This is a genomic window from Roseovarius atlanticus, from assembly GCF_001441615.1.
GTDB classification, from domain to species: domain Bacteria; phylum Pseudomonadota; class Alphaproteobacteria; order Rhodobacterales; family Rhodobacteraceae; genus Roseovarius; species Roseovarius atlanticus.
On sequence record NZ_LAXJ01000037.1, the window covers coordinates 1 to 16,625 of the forward strand.

Sequence of the window (16,625 nt, forward strand, 5' to 3'; positions counted from 1 at the left end):
AGCGCTCTTACACCATCCCCCGGGACACTATCGTCCCCTCCGGGCAATTCGACACGGCCCTTCTGCGGACGGTAGAAGCCCGCAGTCACGTTCAGAAGTGATGTTTTTCCGGCTCCGTTCGGTCCGATAATTGCAAGCAATTCATCGTAGGCCACGGAGATGCTCACATCGTCGAGCGCGGTCACACCGCCAAATTTCAAAGTTGCACCACGCACCGCAAGCGGTGAGGATACGTGCCCGTTATTCGTGGTCATGTTGCGGCCCGTGCCTTTCCACTACACTTAATGGAGGCGCGCATAGCCTGACCGCACGGTTTTTTTGTTGGTTACGAGTTTTCCTCGCATTGTTCCTCCTCCCACCTCTTAACTCAGAGGTTTGCCTGGTTTATTTACCAAGTCTCTCCGCGAAGCCTAACAGATGTTAGAAAATTTGGTCAACAAGTGAATTCGCTACCGAAGAAAACCGATCAGACAGCCGCGTACTCTGCGGAAAAGCTTCGAAGACCTTTTTGATCCTGACACCAGACTGTCCCGGAGGTACCGGTCTCTTCATTGTGCAGTTGCAATTCGCAGGGCAGGGTGAGGGGCGCGAGACCGCGGAACGAAAACCGGTAGGGTGATGTTTTCAACGCATCCGCCGCCAGATTCAGAAGCAGCGTGGCCTGCAATGGGCCATGCACGACAAGTCCGGAATAGGCTTCGGTTTCGGTGGCGTAGATGCGGTCATAGTGAATGCGATGGGCATTGAACGTCAGCGCCGAATAGCGAAACAGAAGAACAGGATCCGGTGTCAGGGTCAATCTGAGCGTGGTGGGGTCACCCGCGTCAGGTGCGCTCTCGCCCGTGCGGGGGGTGGAAATCTCGCGATAGACAATCGATTGCTGCTCCCGGATACAAAGCCGGTTGCCACTCAGATACTCATGTTCGACGGTCACAAAGACCAATGGTCCACTACGGCCCTGCTTGGCCACAATATTCCTGATCGAAGAGCGTCGGGTGATGGTTTCGCCGATTTTTAGCGGCGCGATATGCGTAACATCGCCGCCAGCCCACATGCGGGCGGGCAGCGGAACAGGGGGCAAAAATCCACCCCTCGCGGCATGGCCGTCTTCTGACAGGGCGGCAGCTGGCACGGTATCAAGGGCAATGCACCAATGTATCCCCAGCGGGACACCGCCCGCTCCGTCCCAAAGATGCGGATCGAGCGTGGCGCGGAATTTGTCGATCAGCCCCTGCGTCAGAACATCTTCCTTAGTCTCGGTGCGTCCCATCCAGGGCGCCAGCGCGTCAAGTTCAATCTCACCCATGTTTCTGGTCTTCAGAAGGATCGCGGCATGCCGAGGATATGTTCGCCGACATAGGACAGGATCAGGTTGGTCGAGATCGGGGCCACCTGATACAGCCGGGCCTCGCGGAACTTGCGCTCGACATCGTATTCCCGTGCGAAACCGAAGCCGCCATGGGTCTGGATGCAGGCATTGGCCGCTTCCCAGCTGGCCTCAGAGGCCAGCAGCTTGGCCATATTCGCCTGCGCTCCGCAATCCAGCCCGGCATCGAAGCGCCTGCAGGCTTCAAAGCGCATCAGATTGGCGGCCTCGACGTTCACATAGGACCTGGCGATAGGGAATTGCACGCCTTGGTTCTGGCCGATAGGACGGTCAAAGACCACGCGGTCACCGGCATAGGCGCGGGCCTTGTCAACGAACCAGTATCCATCACCGATACATTCCGCCGCAATCAGGGTCCGTTCGGCGTTCAGCCCGTCAAGAATATGGTAGAACCCACGCCCCTCGGTGCCGATCAGGTTCTCGGCGGGGATTTCCAGGTTGTCGAAAAACACTTCATTGGTTTCGTGGCCGGGCATATTGGCGATTGGGCGGACTTCCATCCCGTTGCCGATTGCCTCTTTCAAATCGACCATAAAGATCGACAGGCCCTGCGACTTTTTCTTGACCTCGTCCAGCGGCGTGGTGCGTGCCAGCAGGATCATCAGGTCAGAATGCTGGATACGGCTGATCCAGACCTTCTGGCCATTGATCTCATACCGGTCACCCTTCTTGACCGCGGTGGTCTTCAGTTTGGTGGTGTCGGTCCCGGTTGTCGGTTCGGTCACGGCCATGGATTGCAGGCGCAACGCGCCGCTGGCAATACCGGGCAGGTATTTCTGCTTTTGCTCATCCGAACCATGTCGCAGAAGCGTGCCCATGTTATACATCTGCCCGTGGCAATGGCCCGCGTTTCCGCCGCAGCGGTTCACCTCCTCCATGATGATCGAGGCTTCCGTCAACCCCAGACCCGAGCCACCGTATTCCTCTGGGATCATCGCGGCGAGCCAGCCCTCGCGGGTCAGCGCATCGACGAATTCCTCGGGGTAGGTTTCGTTTTCGCCGAACTTGCGATGATATTCCGGCGGAAACTGCGCGCAAAGTGCGCGCAAGGCGTCGCGCAGATCGGTGTGAGTGTCTGGGGCTGACGTCTGCATCGGTTATCTCGCTCCCGGACCCGACGTTTCAAGAATTTCCTGCTCGGCACGCTGCCAAAGCTCATAGGAAATCGGGTTTTCGCTCTCTTCGAGGATATGACCGACCAGACCGATGGCGCGTGCCATGACGCCAAAGCCCCGCACGATCTTCCAGGGGAAGCCAAATTCACAGCAGATCGCTCCGATCGCCCCCGTGGCGTTAATCGGCAGCATCTTACCCGATTTTTCTTCGGCAACGGCCTGAATTTTCTGGACCAACTCGATGTAGTCACCGGACTTGCCGTTCTCGGCAGCAATCTGGAACAGGCGAGGTGTGCGCGGATCGACCGGCTTGTGCACCGGATGTCCGAGCCCTGGCACGATTATCTTGCGGGCGCGGAATTTTTCCACCGTCTCGACGGCCAGCGCATCCAGATCGACACCGGTGCCCAACTTGTCCTGTGGCAGTGCCTCGTAAAGCATTTTCGAGGCACCTTCCATAGAACCGACAAAGACGGTGCCCAGCCCACACAAGCCAGCCGCCACAGCCGCCTGAAGCGATTCCGGCGCCCCCATGTAAGTCATCCGCGCCGCCAGGGCCGAAGGCGTGATGCCATGTTCGACCAAGGTAATGACGATGGCGTTGAACACCCGGCTTTCCTCGGGTGTGGCCTTGCGACCCGTCAACTGCAGAAACGCCAGATCGCCGAGGTTCATGTGGCCCAGGATCTCGTTGGGCAGGTCAAGACCGCGCACGCAGATCTTGTCAGAGGTGCTCCAGGCAATGTCGGAGCTGATTTTTTCTTTGCGTTTTCCCATCAAACCGGATCCCACGAAAAGACATCCGCCGAAACTTCGAGCGGCGTGAACTGTGATTTGAGCGCGGGAATGGCGCGCTCGGCGATTTCATCGGCGGTCCAGCCATCACCGGAATGAACCGACCGCACCGGGCGGGGCTGGTTGAACAGGAAGATCTCGTTCTTGCGAACCGCAAAGATTTGTCCTGACACGTCAGCCGCGCGGTCGCTCATCAGGAAACAGGCCATTGGAGCGACTTTGGCCGGTGTCATTTCCTTGATCTTTTCGACCCGTGCCACCTGTTCCGGGGTGTCCGTCTTGATAGACGAGATCATCCGGCTCCAGGCGAAGGGCGCGATGCAGTTTGACCGCACGTTCCAGCGTTTCAGGTCGAGCGCGACCGATTTCGAGAAGGCCGCGATGCCCAGCTTTGCCGCCGAGTAATTCGCCTGCGCCAGATTGCCGATTAGCCCCGAGGTCGACGTCATGTGCACCAGAGCGCCGCCCTCTTGTTCGCGGAAATAATCAGCCGCCGCACGGCTGGTGTTGAAGGCGCCATAGAGATGGACCTTCACCACCGCGTCGAAATCCTCGTAGGTCATCTTGTGGAAGTAACCGTCGCGCAGGATGCCGGCGTTGTTCACCACCGCGTCGATGCGGCCGAATTCCTTGACCCCGGCCTCGACCATCGCGCGCGCGGCGTCCGAATCGGTGACGTTGCCGCCATCGGCGATCGCGTTGCCCCCGGCGGCCCTGATCTCTTCGACGACTTTCTGCGCCGCAGTTTCGGTCTGACCGGTGCCTTTGAGGGACGCGCCCAGATCGTTGACCACAACGGCGGCGCCTTCTGCGGCTGCCATCAAGGCGATGTCGCGCCCGATCCCACCGCCGGCTCCGGTGACCAGAACCACCTTTCCGTCAAGTGCTTTTGTCATCCTCTTTCTCCCTCAGCTAGCCTTGCGGTATTTGTCCAACCCGCCGGTGTGCATGACCCGGCCCATGAGCGGCACACCGATGATCTCTTCTGCCTTGACCGCCGCTGCGATCAGCTTTTCCAGATCAATGCCGGTTTCGATGCCGAGTTCGTGACACAGGAATACTGCATCCTCGGTGCAGACATTTCCTGCGGCCCGCGCGTGGCCGTGGCCCGCGAAAGGACAGCCGCCAAGACCGGCGACTGAGCTTTCGAACATGTCCACGCCCATCGACAGCGCGGCATAAACGTTGGCGATCCCCAGCCCACGCGTGTCATGGATGTGCATACCGATGCGCGCCTCGGGCGCCAATTCGCGCAGGGCGCCGATCATTCGTTTGACCGCCTCGGGGTTTCCCCAGCCCATTGTGTCGGCGATCACAAGGATCGGTACGGGGATGTCCTCTTCTTCGCACAGCTGAAGGATAAAGCGGAAATCGTCCAAGATGCGTTCTTGGGGGATGGGGCCTTCGAGGTTGCAGCCGAAGGCGGTCATCACATAGGCTGCGTCGACCGTATATCCTTCTTCCTTGTAAATACGAACCCAGTCGCGTTGTTTTTCCCGCATCTCCGCCGAGGAACAATTGTTGTTCGACTTTGCGAATGCTTCGGAAGGATAGAACAGCAGACGCGGGTCGATATCGACCTCATGCGCGGTCAGAGCTTTGCGGAACCCTTTGTCGTTCAGCCACAGCGATGTGTATTTCACGCCCGGCTTGCGCTTGATACGCTGAAACAACTCCCCGGTGTCTGCCATCTGCGGCACGTATTTCGGGCTGACGAAACTGCCAACCTGAATGCGCTTCAGACCGGTTTCGCTCAGCATGTCGATCAGTTCGATCCGCTCTTCGACCGGATAAATCTTTTTTTCGATCTGAAAACCCTCACGCGGGCCTTCTTCACGAAATTCTACGAATTTGGGAAAGTCGTTCATTTCATCACTCCTCGGATGGCAGAATCTCGGCGATGACCTGGCCGCGATCGACCATGTCCCCATTCGAGACGGATATATTGCTGGCGATTCCGGCCGCGGCCGCCCGGATCGAGATTTCGAGTTTCATGGATTCCATGACCGCGACCACTTCGCCTTCGGCCACGCTCTGACCATCGGAGACCTTGATTTCGACAATCATTCCGGTCAGCGGAGAGGTCACGGCGCGGTCCGCCGCGGCATCGCCGCCGGCAAAAGCAAGGGGCGCGGCGGGGCGGAAGACCAGGCGACCTTCGGGCGTGTCCAGTTCGATCACGCCCGCGTGCAGGCGCGCGTCGATCAGATGGACGGTGTCGCCTTCGCCGACACGCCAACGGCCCGGGGTCAGTTCACATGCCGACAGTGTCAGCGCCTCGCCGTTTTCCGAATGGACGGTGTACTTGGCGCCCGGTTTGACAGGGCCGATGCGCAGTTCTTCGGATACCTCGTCAGAATCGGTAAGCGTCACGCGCTGCCCCGCTTCAATCGCATCACCGCCCAGGCCAAGCCGCCAGCCGGTAAAGGCATCACGATTGGTCCAGGGATTGGCGTTTGTGTCGCTGCGCGACTGGGTCACGAAGAGAATGGCAGCGGTCGCTTTCCAAAGATCGGGGCGGGTCAGTCCGGGTGCTTGTGTCAGCTCATCCAGCCTGCCGTCGATCCAGCGGGTATGCACCTGCATCCGTTCGAATTCATGGTTTCGCGCCAGCGCCGTTAGAAAGGCGCGATTGGTCTCGACACCTTCGACCGCGACATGATCAAGCGCCGTGGCCAGACGTGCCAATGCGGTTTCCCGGTCGGGCGCGTGCACGATCAGCTTGGCGATCATCGGATCGTAATAGGGCGTGACGGCATCGCCTTCCTCGACGCCGCTGTCGATGCGCAGGCCCGATGGCAGGCTGAGCGTGGAGAGCGTGCCCGTCGACGGGGCGAATTGCATCGCCGGATCTTCGGCGTAAAGCCGCGCCTCGACCGCGTGGCCGTTGATCGTCAGATCGTCCTGCACCAGTCCAAGGCCCGCGCCTTCGGCAATCCGCAGGTGAAGCGCGACAAGGTCCAGCCCGGTGATCGCTTCGGTGACGGGATGTTCCACCTGAATGCGCGGGTTCACCTCAAGGAAGAAATACTCGTCCCCCGCGACCAGAAATTCGACCGTGCCCAGACCGCGATAGTCCAGCGTTTCACCAAGGCGCACCGCGTCGCGCGCGATGTCGTCCATAAGCGTCCGGGGCAGACCCCAGGCCGGGGCTTCCTCGATGACCTTCTGGTGGCGGCGCTGAAGCGTGCAATCGCGTTCGAACAGATGCACCACATGGCCCTTGCCGTCGCCTGCGATCTGCACTTCGACATGGCGCGCCTCGGGCAGGAAACGCTCCAACAGCAACCCTTCGGAGCCGAAGGTGGATTTTGCTTCGCGCAGCGTGCCTTCGATGTCCTCGACCAGCGTGGTTTCGTCGGTGACCAGCCGCTGCCCGCGCCCGCCTCCTCCGCCGACAGCCTTGAGCAGGACGGGCAGGCCCATTTCGCGCACCTCGTCGGCAATCTGCTGCGGATCGGACCGCGCGCCTTCGGCGCCCGAGATCACCGGAACTTCTGCGGCCACGGCCGCCGCCTTGGCGCTGGCCTTGTCGCCGAAGCGTTCGAGCGTGTCCGGGGTCGGCCCCATGAAGATCATCCCGGCGGCCTCGACGGCACGGGCGAAATCGGGGTTTTCTGCCAGAAAGCCATAGCCGGGATGGATCGCATCCGCGCCGACCGATTTCGCGGCGTCGATCACCGCATCGATCTTCAGGTAGCTCTCGGAGGCCGGTCCGGCACCGATGCAGACGGAATGCCCGATCTCGCGCACATGAAGCCCATTGGCATCGGCTCGCGAATGCACGCCGACCGGGGTGATACCGCTGGCCCGCGCGGTGCGCGCGATCCGGCAGGCAATTTCGCCGCGGTTGGCGATCAGAAGCGTTTTGATTTTCACGGTTCGCTCCTCACATCCTGAACACGCCGAAGTTGGTATCGACCTTGGGTCTGCGCGATGTCACATCCAGCATCAGCGCCATGACGTCACGGGTCTCACAGGGCTCAATCACGCTGTCGATCCAAAGGTTGGAAGCAAAATTATAGGCTCCCTGAAAATCCTCGTATTCCTTGCGGATCGGTGCCTTGAAGGCTTCCTCCTCCTCGGGGGTCCAGCTTTTGCCTTCGCGTTCGTTGATCTGCGCGCGCACCTGCGCCAGCACGCTGGCAGCCTGTTCCGGCCCCATGATCGCTGACCGGCCCGTTGGCCAGGCGAACATCGCATCTGGCTGGAACGGGCGGCCCAGCATGGCCAGGTATCCCGCCCCATAGGAGCCGCCGGTGATAATGGTGAATTTCGGCACCCGGGCCGAAGACATGGCCGTGATCATCTTCGCACCGGCTTTTGCGATGCCCATCTGCTCGACCTCGCGCCCGACCATGAAGCCGTTCACATCGGCCAGGAACAGCAGCGGAATATCACGCTGCACGCAGAGATTGATAAAATGCGTGGCCTTCAGTGCGGCTTCGACGAAAAGCACGCCTGTATTTGCGAGAATACCGACCTCGTGGCCGTGGATGCGGCCCCAGCCGGTCATGATCGTGTCGCCATAAAGCGGTTTGAATTCGTGAAAATCGCTCTCATCGACCAACCGAGCCACGATTTCGCGGTTGTCGGTCGGCACCTTGGGGTCGCGGCTGATGAGTCCATAAATCTCTTCGACCGGGTAGGCGGGCGCACGGGGCGCTTCGGGCGTCTTGCGGGGTTGGGGTTTTTCGCCAAGATGGCTGACAATTTCGCGCGTGATGGCCAGAGCGTGGGCGTCATCTTCGGCCAAATGGTCGGTCACACCGGAGACGGACGAATGCATCTTGCCGCCACCCAGTTCTTCGGCTTCGACCTTTTCGCCGGTTGCGGCAAAGGTCAATTCCGGTCCGCCCAGATACATAAAGCCCTGACCGCGCACGATCACCACTTCGTCACAGAGCGCGGGGATATAGGCACCACCCGCGGTGCAGGGCCCCATGACCACGGCGATTTGCGGCACACCATCGCCAGACATGCCGATCTGTTGGTGAAAGATGGAGCCGAACTGGCCTTCGTCAGGGAAAAGGTTGGCCTGATCGGGCAGGAAGGCACCGCCGGAGTCCACGAGGGTGATGACGGGCAGGCGGTTTTTCCAGGCAATTTTCTGTGCCCGGACGTGTTTGCGGCAGGTGATCCCGAAATAGGTGCCGCCCTTTACGGTGGCATCATTGGCGATGATCATGCACTGACGGCCTTCGATCACGCCAATACCGGTGATGATGCCGGCGCCGGGTGGAACTCCCTCGTGCATATTCAGTCCGGCCAACTCGCCGAGTTCCAGAAATGGTGTGCCCGGGTCGATCAGCCGTTCGATCCGTTCGCGCGGCAGGATTTTGCCTTTGTCCACATGACGTTTGCGCGCCATTTCGGGGCCGCCGACGCGCTGTGAGAGCCGGAGGGCATGTAGTTCATCGACCTTTTCGCGGTAAGACACGTCGTTGGCGCGGAAGTCGTCCGAACCGCTGTCGATAAGGGATTTCTTTCTAGTCATGGCAGGTCTGGATATTTCCTGAGAACGAAGGCGACCTTAGCGGCGCCAGGTTTTTCGAAAGTGTCGGCCGCAACCAGGTGAACGTCGGCCTTGAAGACCAAGGAGTCGCGCAGCCGCTGCTCAATTTTCTTTTTGAGGGTGACGTCATCGGCCGGATCGCGATCGGGGCCGCGTTCGACAATCACCGTCAGCGCGCCCTGCGTGGTGTGGCCCTCGAAATCGGCCACGATGCGCATGACGCCGTTGGTGTCCGGCACCATTTCGGTAATGATGCTGTTGATCGCCGACGGGAAGACATTGGCCCCGCGCACGATCAGCATGTCGTCGGTGCGGCCGGTGCAGCGGATCTTCGGTCCGGTGCGGCCGCAGGAGCATTCGGTATCGATCACTTCGATATAATCGCCTGACCGGAACCGCACGAGCGGGCTCGCCTGGCGGCCGAGCGCGGTATAGACCATCTCGCCTTCTGCGCCTTTTTTCCAGGGAATGATCCTGCCGCTCTCCGGGTCGAGCAGCTCGGTCAGGACATAATCCATGTTGACCATGTGCATACCCGACTGGGCGTCGCACTCGGCCCAGTATGTCACGCCCAGATCGGTGCCGCCCAGCATCTCGGTGCATTTCGCACCCCAGGCCTTTTCGATCTTTGCCCGAATTGCGGGGATGCCGCCGCCGGGTTCGCCGCCGACAATCACGCGCTCGATACCCAGTTCGCTGGCCTTGCAGCCAAGCACCTCGGGAGCCTTTTCGGCCAGGTGCAGCACAAAGTTCGGGGCGCCGACCATGCAACGCGGGCGGGTGTCGGCGCAGGCGCGCAGCAGCCGTTCCGCACCGCCATCGGCGCCCACCGGCACATCGATCGTGCCCATGTACTGCAATCCCTGCATCACGGGGATGCCGCCGACAAAGCCCTTGGCGAGCGAAAACGCGTGCAGCACCATGTCGCCCGGCCGCACGCCATTGGCAAAGAAACAGCGCGCCGTCATCTCGTGCCACATTTCGGCGTCGGATTCGGTCAGGGCCACATATGAGGGGCTGCCGGTCGTGCCCGACGATGCCTGCATCTGGATGATCTCGTACATGGGCGCGGCGCGGTGTTTGCCGAACGGCGGTTCGGCGGCCAGGCTTTCGCGGATCTCAGTCTTGTAGGTATAGGGCAGTTTCTGCAGGTCTTCGATGGTGCGGATATCGTCGAATTCCACACCGGCTTTCGCGAACTTCTCCTGATAGAATGTCGAGTTTGCCTTGAGATAGGCCATCTGATCGCGCAGCCGCTCTTCCTGAATACGGCGCACCTCGTCGAGCGGCGTGCCCTCGATCGCGTGCCAGAAGCGATCATTTACCTTGTCGGCGGCATCTTCCCGCCGGAAGCGCATTCCAAATTGCATGTCGTTCTCCGTTCCAAGCCGTGGCATCAATAGGATCGTGGCAGGCCCATGACCTTTTCGCCGATAAAGCTCAGGCACAGTTCGCGGTTCACCGGCGCTGTGCGCAGCAGGCGGACCAGCGGGTACATTTCGTAAAGCCCCGTATCCTCGGTGAAGCCCGATCCACCATGCGCCTGAAGCGCCGCGTCGACCGCTTCGATCCCGGCTTCGGCGGCGGCATATTTCGCCATGTTCGACGACGCACCGGCAGGCAGCTTGTTGTCGAACTCCCATGCCGCGCGACGGGTCATCAGGCTGGCCATCTCGACCGCTGTGTGCGCCTTGGCCATCGGGTGCTGCACGCCCTGGTGCGCACCGATGGGTTGGCCGAACACATTGCGCTCGGAGGCATAGGCCACGCCCTTGTTCAGGGCGAACCGGCCGATGCCACAGCATAGGGCGGCCAGGATGATACGCTCGGGGTTGAGGCTGTCGAACAGGATCGAGAACCCTTTGTCCACCTCGCCGACCACATCCTCGGGGCCGAGATCCACATCGTCGAAGAACAGTGTCCACTGCTCCTCGGGCAGGGGGATCGAGATCTTCACCCGCTGCTTGTCGACGCCTTTTTTCTTTAGATCTACGGCGAACAGGGTAAAGCCGTCGGTTTTGCGGCTGACCTCGGTATGCGGTTTGGTCCGCGCCACCACGAGGCAGTAGTCGGCCACTTCGGCCCCGGTGATGAAGGTCTTTTCGCCCGACAGGCTGAACCGGTTGCCTCGACGCTTGGCCAGCGTAGTGGCTTTCATCGTGTTCGACCCGGCCCCCGGTTCGGTGATCGCGAAACAGAACTGGATATCACCGCGGCAGGCAGCCGGCAGCAGTTCTTTCTTGTGGAACTCGCTCCCGTGGCTGGCGATATGGGCCAGCGACATGGTCGGCCCGACCACCATCATCAAAAGCGGAATGCCTTGATTGGCGGTGCCCTCCATGAACAGGGCCATTTCGGTCATGCCAAGGCCCGCGCCGCCATATTCCTTGGGCACCATGATGCCGAGGAAGCCGTCATCGGCGATCTGGCGGAACATTTCGTGCGGAAACTCGTGCTTGCGTGCGTGTCTCAGCCAGCAATCGTTGTCGAACTTCTGCGCCAGCTGGCCGCCATAGTCGTAAATCTGGCGTTGTTCGTCGTTCAAAATGAAATCCATGTTTCGTCCTCAAGCCTTGAATTCGGGGGCGCGCCGGTTCTCGAATGCATCGAGGCCCTCCGCCACGTCATCGCTGGGCAGTGCGCGCACGGCGGCATCGCGCTCAAGCCGCATCTGCTGGTCGATACCAAGGTCCGCGCCTTCGCGCGCCAACCGCTTCATCTCGGCGATGCCGGGACGTGAACGGGTGGCGATTTTCTCGCAGTATTCCAGCGCAGACTTGTGCAGGTCCGCATCCGGCGCGATGTAGTTGACCAATCCGGCCTCTTTGGCCTCGTCCGACTTGAGCCAGCGGGCCGAGAACATCAGGTCGAGCGCCCTGCGCTGCCCCATCAACCGTGTCAACCGCTGCGAGCCACCCCAACCGGGAATCAGCCCGAATTGCGCGTGCTGATCGCCAAACTGGGCGCTTTCGGCCGCGAAACACACATCGCATGCCAGCATCAGTTCGATCCCGCCGGCCAGACACAACCCCTGCACTGCCACCACGACAGGGAGGGAGGAGGTTTCGAGCGCACGCAGGTTGTTCATGCCAAAGGCGATGAAATGGTCCAGCGCGGCGGGATCGTTCAATTTACCTTTCACTTCCACCAGATCGGCACCGGTGCAAAAGTGCTTGCCCTGCGCCCGGATGAGGATCGCCCGAATAGCGGGGTTCGCCTCGAATTCCGCACGCGCGACAGAAATACGCTCATGCACCTCAAGTGATAGGCAATTGAATTTCTCGGGGCGGGCCAGTTCGATGATGCCGGTGTTGCCCTCGGAAGTGACGAGGATGGGGTCGCTCATTTCGAGGCTCCCTTCGCCTTCTTGTCATACTGCAGCGCCAAGCGACCGACCTTCTCGCGGGCGATCACCAGCTTTTGGATCTGCGCGGTGCCGTCACCGATCTGCAAGCCGAGCACATCGTTGTAGCGCTGGTGGTGGGGCAGGTCGGTGGTGTAGCCGTAATGTCCGTGCAGGATCAGGCACTGGTGCAGGATCTCGCAGGCGGTTTTGGGCAGGTACCATTTGCACATGGCGGCCTGAGAGGTGTGGGGCAGGCCACGGTCGCGCAGGTCCAGCGTGTAATAGCAAAGCTGGCGCATCATGGTCAGTTGGGTCTCGGCCTCGGCCAAGGGAAAACTGACACCCTGATACTGCACGATCGGGGCCCCGAATGCCTCGCGTTCCTGAACGTAGGCCCAGGTTTCATCCACCGACGCTTGCGCGGCCCCCAGGCACTCCAGCCCGATCAGTGCGCGGGAATAGTCGAAGCCCGCCATGATCGTGCCAAAGGCACGGTCCTGTTCCGCCATCATGTTTTCAGCCGGCACGAAAACATCGTCAAAGAACACCGACCCGCGCCCGACAGGCTTGGTGCCGATGTCGTCAAAATGGGTGCGCTTGATGCCGCCCTGGTTCAGATCGACGAAAAAGGCGCTGACCCCGCGTGAGCCGTCGTCAGGATCGCCGGTACGGGCAAAGACGACCGCCGCATCCGCCTGACTGGCAAAACTCATGGATGTCTTTTCACCGTTCAGCCGCCAGCCGTTGCCGGATTCCTCGGCTCTCAGAATCAGGTTCGCCGCATCCGAACCGCCGCGCGGCTCTGTCAGGCCCAGGCCAATGACCGCATCACCCGAAACAACCTTGGGCACCCATTCCGACGCGATGTCCTTGGAGGCATGTTTGGCAACCATTCCGCCCATGAGAGAGCCCAGAAGCTGCACGTAACTTGCGTTGAAATCGGCATAGGCGATCTCTTCGACGATCAGCCCTGACGTGACAGAGCTTTCGCCGAGTCCCCCGAATTCCTCGGGCAGATCGGCCCCGATCAGCCCCAGTGCGCCCATTTCCTTGATCAGCGGACGGTCGAATGTATGGCCGCTGGCGCGTTCTTGATATGTGGGCGCAAGCCTTTCAGTTGCGAAGCGCTTTGCGGTCTCGCGAAACGCCTTCTGATCGTCTGTAGGCTGGAATTGCATCGGTGCTACTCCCCAAGAGCGAAAATCTTCTTTCCAAGAAAATCTAACAAATGTTAGAATGTAGATCAAGTGCAGTTTTGAGGAGGAGAACCAAAGTGAAAAATAGACCAGATGGAAGCTTTGAAACCATGCTCTCGCCCATCCGCGCAGGCCAGCATACATTGCGAAATCGTGTCATCATGGGGTCGATACACACGCGGTTGGAAACCGAGCCTGACGGCATAGCCAAACAGGCCGCTTTTTACTCTGAGCGGGCGCGGGGGGAGGCGGCGATTCTGGTCACCGGCGGGTTTTCGCCCAATGCCGAGGGCATATTCGATCCAGAAGGTCCGCGAATCGATGATCCGGAAGAAGCGCTTAGCCTGCGCCCGATCTGCGAGGCGGTGCAGGCCGAAGGCAGCCTGATCTGCGCGCAACTCCTCCACGCCGGGCGCTATGCCAAGATCGAAGGGTGTGTGGCCCCGTCGCCGATCCGCGCCCCGATCAACCGTTTCATCCCGCGTGAAATGACCGAAGCCGACATTCTCCGTACCATCGAGGATTTTGCCGTGGCGGCCGCCAATGCGCAGGCCGCAGGCTTTGATGGCGTCGAGATCATGGGGTCCGAGGGATACCTGATCAACGAATTCACCGTCACCCATACCAACAAGCGCCAAGACGACTGGGGCGGCAGCGCCGCGAACCGCCACCAATTCCCGGTCGAGATCGTGCGCGCGGTGCGCGAACGTTGCGGCCCCGACTTTCTGGTCATCTACCGGATTTCGGCGGCCGATCTGATCGAGGGCGGCGCGCCCGCCGATGAAATTGCCGCACTGGCCCGCAAGATCGAGGCCGCAAGTGCGGATATTCTGAACACCGGCATCGGCTGGCACGAGGCCCGCGTGCCGACGATCGCCTATCCGGTGCCGCGCGGTGCCTGGCGCCAGGCGGCAGCCAACGTGAAAGCGGCCGTGTCGATCCCGGTGGTCGCCTCGAACCGGATCAACACACCCCGGCTTGCCGAAGACATACTTGCCTCTGGCGATGCGGACATGATCTCGATGGCGCGCCCGTTTCTGGCCGATCCGCATTTCGTGAAAAAGGCGCGAGAGGGCCGCGCGGACGAGATCAACACCTGCATCGCCTGCAACCAGGCCTGTCTGGATTTCATCTTTTCTGACCGGCCGGTCGGATGTCTGGTCAATCCAAGGGCCGGGCGTGAAACGGAATTCCGGGATACGCCAGCCGACACGCCAAAGAAAGTGGCCGTCGTTGGCGGTGGTGCCGCGGGCATGGCCACAGCCGTCGAGGCGGCGCGGCTGGGCCATGCTGTCACGCTGTTCGAGGCGCAGGACAAGCTGGGCGGTCAGCTGAATCTGGCCCGCGCCGCACCCGGCAAGGACGAGTTCGACGAAACCCTTCGGTATTATGCCGGTCAGATGCAGAAACACGGGGTCACGCAGCGTCTGGGGCAGCGTGCTGACGTGAGCAATCTTGAAGGCTTCGACCATGTGGTCATCGCCACCGGGGTCACGCCGCGGATTCCCGACCTGCCGGGTATCGACCATCCCAGCGTCGCGACCTATGCCGAAATTCTGTCCGGCGACCGTGTGGCGGGCGACCGTGTCGTCGTGATGGGGGCAGGGGGCATCGGTCATGATGTGGCCGAGTTCCTGGTGACCGAACCCGCCGAGACCGCCAACTCCGACGTCTTTTGCGAAACCTGGGCTGTGGACCCCGAATTTGTCTCCTCGGGTGCCCTGAGTGGCGACCCTCTGGCCCCGAAACCATCGCGCCGCAAGGTCGTCATGCTTCAGCGCAAGACATCGAAACCCGGTGCAGGTCTGGGCGTCTCGACAGGGTGGATTCTGCGGAATGCGCTGCGCAAACACGGGGTCGAGGCCATGGGCGGAGTGACCTATGAACGCATTGACGGCGCCGGGTTGCATGTCGTCGCGGACGGAAAGCCAAAGGTCATCGCGGCCGATACAATCGTGTTGTGCACCGGTCAGGAGCCGGAACGGGCCCTGGCAGAAGAGCTTGCCGCGCGCGGCGCCACGGTTACGATGATCGGCGGCGCAAAGGAGGCCGCCGAACTTGATGCGCTGCGCGCCATTGATGAAGGAGTACGCCTGGCGCAAAGGCTTTGAGCCGAACTCTGGCAATAAAGGATACCATGCTGACCGAAGTCTCGCGTGCAGGGCGCGCCGACTTGTATTCGATCTTTCGAACCCGCGCACAGGATTGCGCGGGGGATCTGGCCATTGAGGACGGCAGCAAGAGACTGACGTGTGCCGAATTGCTGGGGCGGATCGATCGTCTGGCGGCTGTCTTTCTGGCACGAGGCGTGGCGCCCGGCGACAGGATCGCGATCCTGTCGCATAACCGCTCAGAATACCTGGAGGTCGAACTTGCAGCGGCGGGAATCGGCGCGATTGTCGCTTGCCTGAACTGGCGGCTTGCCCCCGATGAACTGTGGCACTGCATCGATCTGGTCGAGCCGGTGCTCGCGGTTGTCGAACCGGAACTTTCAGAAGCGTATCGCGCCGTCGCGTCGACCCCCTGTCTGACCGTCGGGCCAGACCTGGAAACGGCCATTGCCGGGGCCGGGCCGGACCCGCGCACCGGAACCATGATCGACGACCCCGAGGCCGGTCTGACGATCCTCTATACCTCGGGGACTACGGGCCTGCCCAAGGGGGCGCTTATCAGCCACCGCGCGCATATCGCCCGATCCATGGCTTTTGCGGCGCAGCTGGCGCTGGATCCCGGCGACGGGTTCATCGCCTGGGCACCTATGTTCCACATGGCGTCCACCGATCATGCGCTGGCGACGGTCCTGCGGGGCGGAACCGTGGTGTTGGTGGACGGTTTGCAGCCTGCGGTCATCAACGAGGCGTTGTCGCGCCACCGGATCGGCTGGTTCGTGATGATGCCCGGTGCGCTGGACGTCTTTATCGCAGAACGACGCGCCAACCCTTTGCCGCTGAAGGGGATCAAGGTTTGCGGCGCAATGGCCGATCTGGTGCCGCCGCATCAGATCGCGGAACTGACGGCCCTTCTGGACACGCCCTATCTGAATTCCTTCGGCGCAACTGAAACCGGCCTGCCGCCGGGGACCGCCGATCTGATTGCGCCGGGTGTGACCCCGGACCGGCTTTCCAAGCGCATAAGCGCATTTTGCGAGGTTCGGCTGGTCGATCCCGACGACCGCGAAGTGCCGGATGGAACGCCGGGCGAAATGGCTGTGCGGGGCCCGACATTGTTTTCAGGCTACTGAAACGCCGACGACGCCAACGCCCGCGACTTT

14 protein-coding genes are annotated in these 16,625 nt (G+C 61.2%); 2 read left to right on the plus strand and 12 right to left on the minus strand.

Annotated features, from left to right (window positions below; all coding sequences use genetic code 11):
- From XM53_RS22830 to XM53_RS21535, 12 genes are all read right to left on the minus strand, one after another.
- On the minus strand, window positions 1–254 hold a 254-nt coding region (locus XM53_RS22830), incomplete at its 3' end, for an ATP-binding cassette domain-containing protein (RefSeq protein ID WP_144435648.1).
- Window positions 255–466: 212 nt separating this feature from the next.
- Window positions 467–1,306, minus strand: a complete 840-nt coding sequence (locus XM53_RS21485) for an FAS1-like dehydratase domain-containing protein (RefSeq protein WP_057796855.1) — start codon at window positions 1,304–1,306, stop codon at window positions 467–469.
- A gap of 11 nt (window positions 1,307–1,317) precedes the next feature.
- On the minus strand, window positions 1,318–2,481 hold the full coding sequence (locus tag XM53_RS21490; protein ID WP_057796856.1) for an acyl-CoA dehydrogenase family protein: 1,164 nt from the start codon (window positions 2,479–2,481) through the stop codon (window positions 1,318–1,320).
- A 3-nt stretch (window positions 2,482–2,484) separates the two neighbouring features.
- On the minus strand, window positions 2,485–3,279 hold the full coding sequence (locus XM53_RS21495; RefSeq protein ID WP_057796857.1) for a citryl-CoA lyase: 795 nt from the start codon (window positions 3,277–3,279) through the stop codon (window positions 2,485–2,487).
- Complete coding sequence (locus tag XM53_RS21500) at window positions 3,279–4,193, minus strand: SDR family NAD(P)-dependent oxidoreductase (protein WP_057796858.1); 915 nt, start codon at window positions 4,191–4,193, stop codon at window positions 3,279–3,281. Before XM53_RS21500 ends, XM53_RS21495 begins: the two co-directional genes overlap by 1 nt.
- A 12-nt stretch (window positions 4,194–4,205) precedes the next feature.
- Window positions 4,206–5,165, minus strand: coding sequence for a hydroxymethylglutaryl-CoA lyase (locus XM53_RS21505; protein ID WP_057796859.1), 960 nt, complete (start codon window positions 5,163–5,165; stop codon window positions 4,206–4,208).
- Between the two features lie 4 nt (window positions 5,166–5,169).
- Entirely contained in the window at window positions 5,170–7,176 is a 2,007-nt protein-coding gene (locus XM53_RS21510) for an acetyl/propionyl/methylcrotonyl-CoA carboxylase subunit alpha (protein WP_057796860.1), read from the minus strand.
- 10 nt (window positions 7,177–7,186) lie between these two features.
- Window positions 7,187–8,794 (minus strand): acyl-CoA carboxylase subunit beta, encoded by a 1,608-nt coding sequence (locus XM53_RS21515; protein WP_057796861.1) that lies wholly within the window; start codon window positions 8,792–8,794, stop codon window positions 7,187–7,189.
- Window positions 8,791–10,182, minus strand: a complete 1,392-nt coding sequence (locus tag XM53_RS21520; RefSeq protein ID WP_057796862.1) for a phenylacetate--CoA ligase family protein — start codon at window positions 10,180–10,182, stop codon at window positions 8,791–8,793. Before XM53_RS21520 ends, XM53_RS21515 begins: the two co-directional genes overlap by 4 nt.
- 26 nt (window positions 10,183–10,208) lie before the next feature.
- A complete protein-coding gene (locus XM53_RS21525; RefSeq protein ID WP_057796863.1) occupies window positions 10,209–11,369 on the minus strand; it encodes an acyl-CoA dehydrogenase family protein in 1,161 nt (386 codons plus the stop codon).
- Window positions 11,370–11,378: 9 nt separating this feature from the next.
- Window positions 11,379–12,158, minus strand: coding sequence for an enoyl-CoA hydratase/isomerase family protein (locus tag XM53_RS21530; RefSeq protein WP_057796864.1), 780 nt, complete (start codon window positions 12,156–12,158; stop codon window positions 11,379–11,381).
- Window positions 12,155–13,336 carry an acyl-CoA dehydrogenase family protein gene (locus XM53_RS21535; protein ID WP_057796865.1) on the minus strand — a complete coding sequence of 394 codons (1,182 nt, stop codon included), beginning with the start codon at window positions 13,334–13,336 and terminating at the stop codon, window positions 12,155–12,157. The genes XM53_RS21530 and XM53_RS21535 overlap by 4 nt, the downstream gene beginning before the upstream one ends.
- A 128-nt stretch (window positions 13,337–13,464) precedes the next feature.
- Between XM53_RS21535 and XM53_RS21540 the strand changes: the two genes are divergently transcribed.
- Window positions 13,465–15,465, plus strand: coding sequence for an NADPH-dependent 2,4-dienoyl-CoA reductase (locus XM53_RS21540; protein ID WP_057796866.1), 2,001 nt, complete (start codon window positions 13,465–13,467; stop codon window positions 15,463–15,465).
- Window positions 15,466–15,491: 26 nt separating this feature from the next.
- Window positions 15,492–16,595: a class I adenylate-forming enzyme family protein gene (locus XM53_RS21545; RefSeq protein ID WP_236544602.1), complete on the plus strand. Its 1,104-nt coding sequence runs from the start codon at window positions 15,492–15,494 to the stop codon at window positions 16,593–16,595.
- The last annotated feature ends 30 nt before the right edge of the window (window positions 16,596–16,625 follow it).

Bases quoted from the DNA above. Each gene is read 5' to 3' on its own strand.
- XM53_RS21490 (WP_057796856.1), bottom strand. From the start codon at position 2,481: ATGCAGACGTCAGCCCCAGACACTCACACCGATCTGCGCGACGCCTTG.
- XM53_RS21545 (WP_236544602.1), top strand. From the start codon at position 15,492: ATGCTGACCGAAGTCTCGCGTGCAGGGCGCGCCGACTTGTATTCGATC.
- XM53_RS21530 (WP_057796864.1), bottom strand. From the start codon at position 12,158: ATGAGCGACCCCATCCTCGTCACTTCCGAGGGCAACACCGGCATCATC.
- XM53_RS21540 (WP_057796866.1), top strand. From the start codon at position 13,465: ATGCTCTCGCCCATCCGCGCAGGCCAGCATACATTGCGAAATCGTGTC.
- XM53_RS21500 (WP_057796858.1), bottom strand. From the start codon at position 4,193: ATGACAAAAGCACTTGACGGAAAGGTGGTTCTGGTCACCGGAGCCGGC.
- XM53_RS21520 (WP_057796862.1), bottom strand. From the start codon at position 10,182: ATGCAATTTGGAATGCGCTTCCGGCGGGAAGATGCCGCCGACAAGGTA.
- XM53_RS21515 (WP_057796861.1), bottom strand. From the start codon at position 8,794: ATGACTAGAAAGAAATCCCTTATCGACAGCGGTTCGGACGACTTCCGC.
- XM53_RS21525 (WP_057796863.1), bottom strand. From the start codon at position 11,369: ATGGATTTCATTTTGAACGACGAACAACGCCAGATTTACGACTATGGC.
- XM53_RS21505 (WP_057796859.1), bottom strand. From the start codon at position 5,165: ATGAACGACTTTCCCAAATTCGTAGAATTTCGTGAAGAAGGCCCGCGT.
- XM53_RS21495 (WP_057796857.1), bottom strand. From the start codon at position 3,279: ATGGGAAAACGCAAAGAAAAAATCAGCTCCGACATTGCCTGGAGCACC.
- XM53_RS21485 (WP_057796855.1), bottom strand. From the start codon at position 1,306: ATGGGTGAGATTGAACTTGACGCGCTGGCGCCCTGGATGGGACGCACC.
- XM53_RS21535 (WP_057796865.1), bottom strand. From the start codon at position 13,336: ATGCAATTCCAGCCTACAGACGATCAGAAGGCGTTTCGCGAGACCGCA.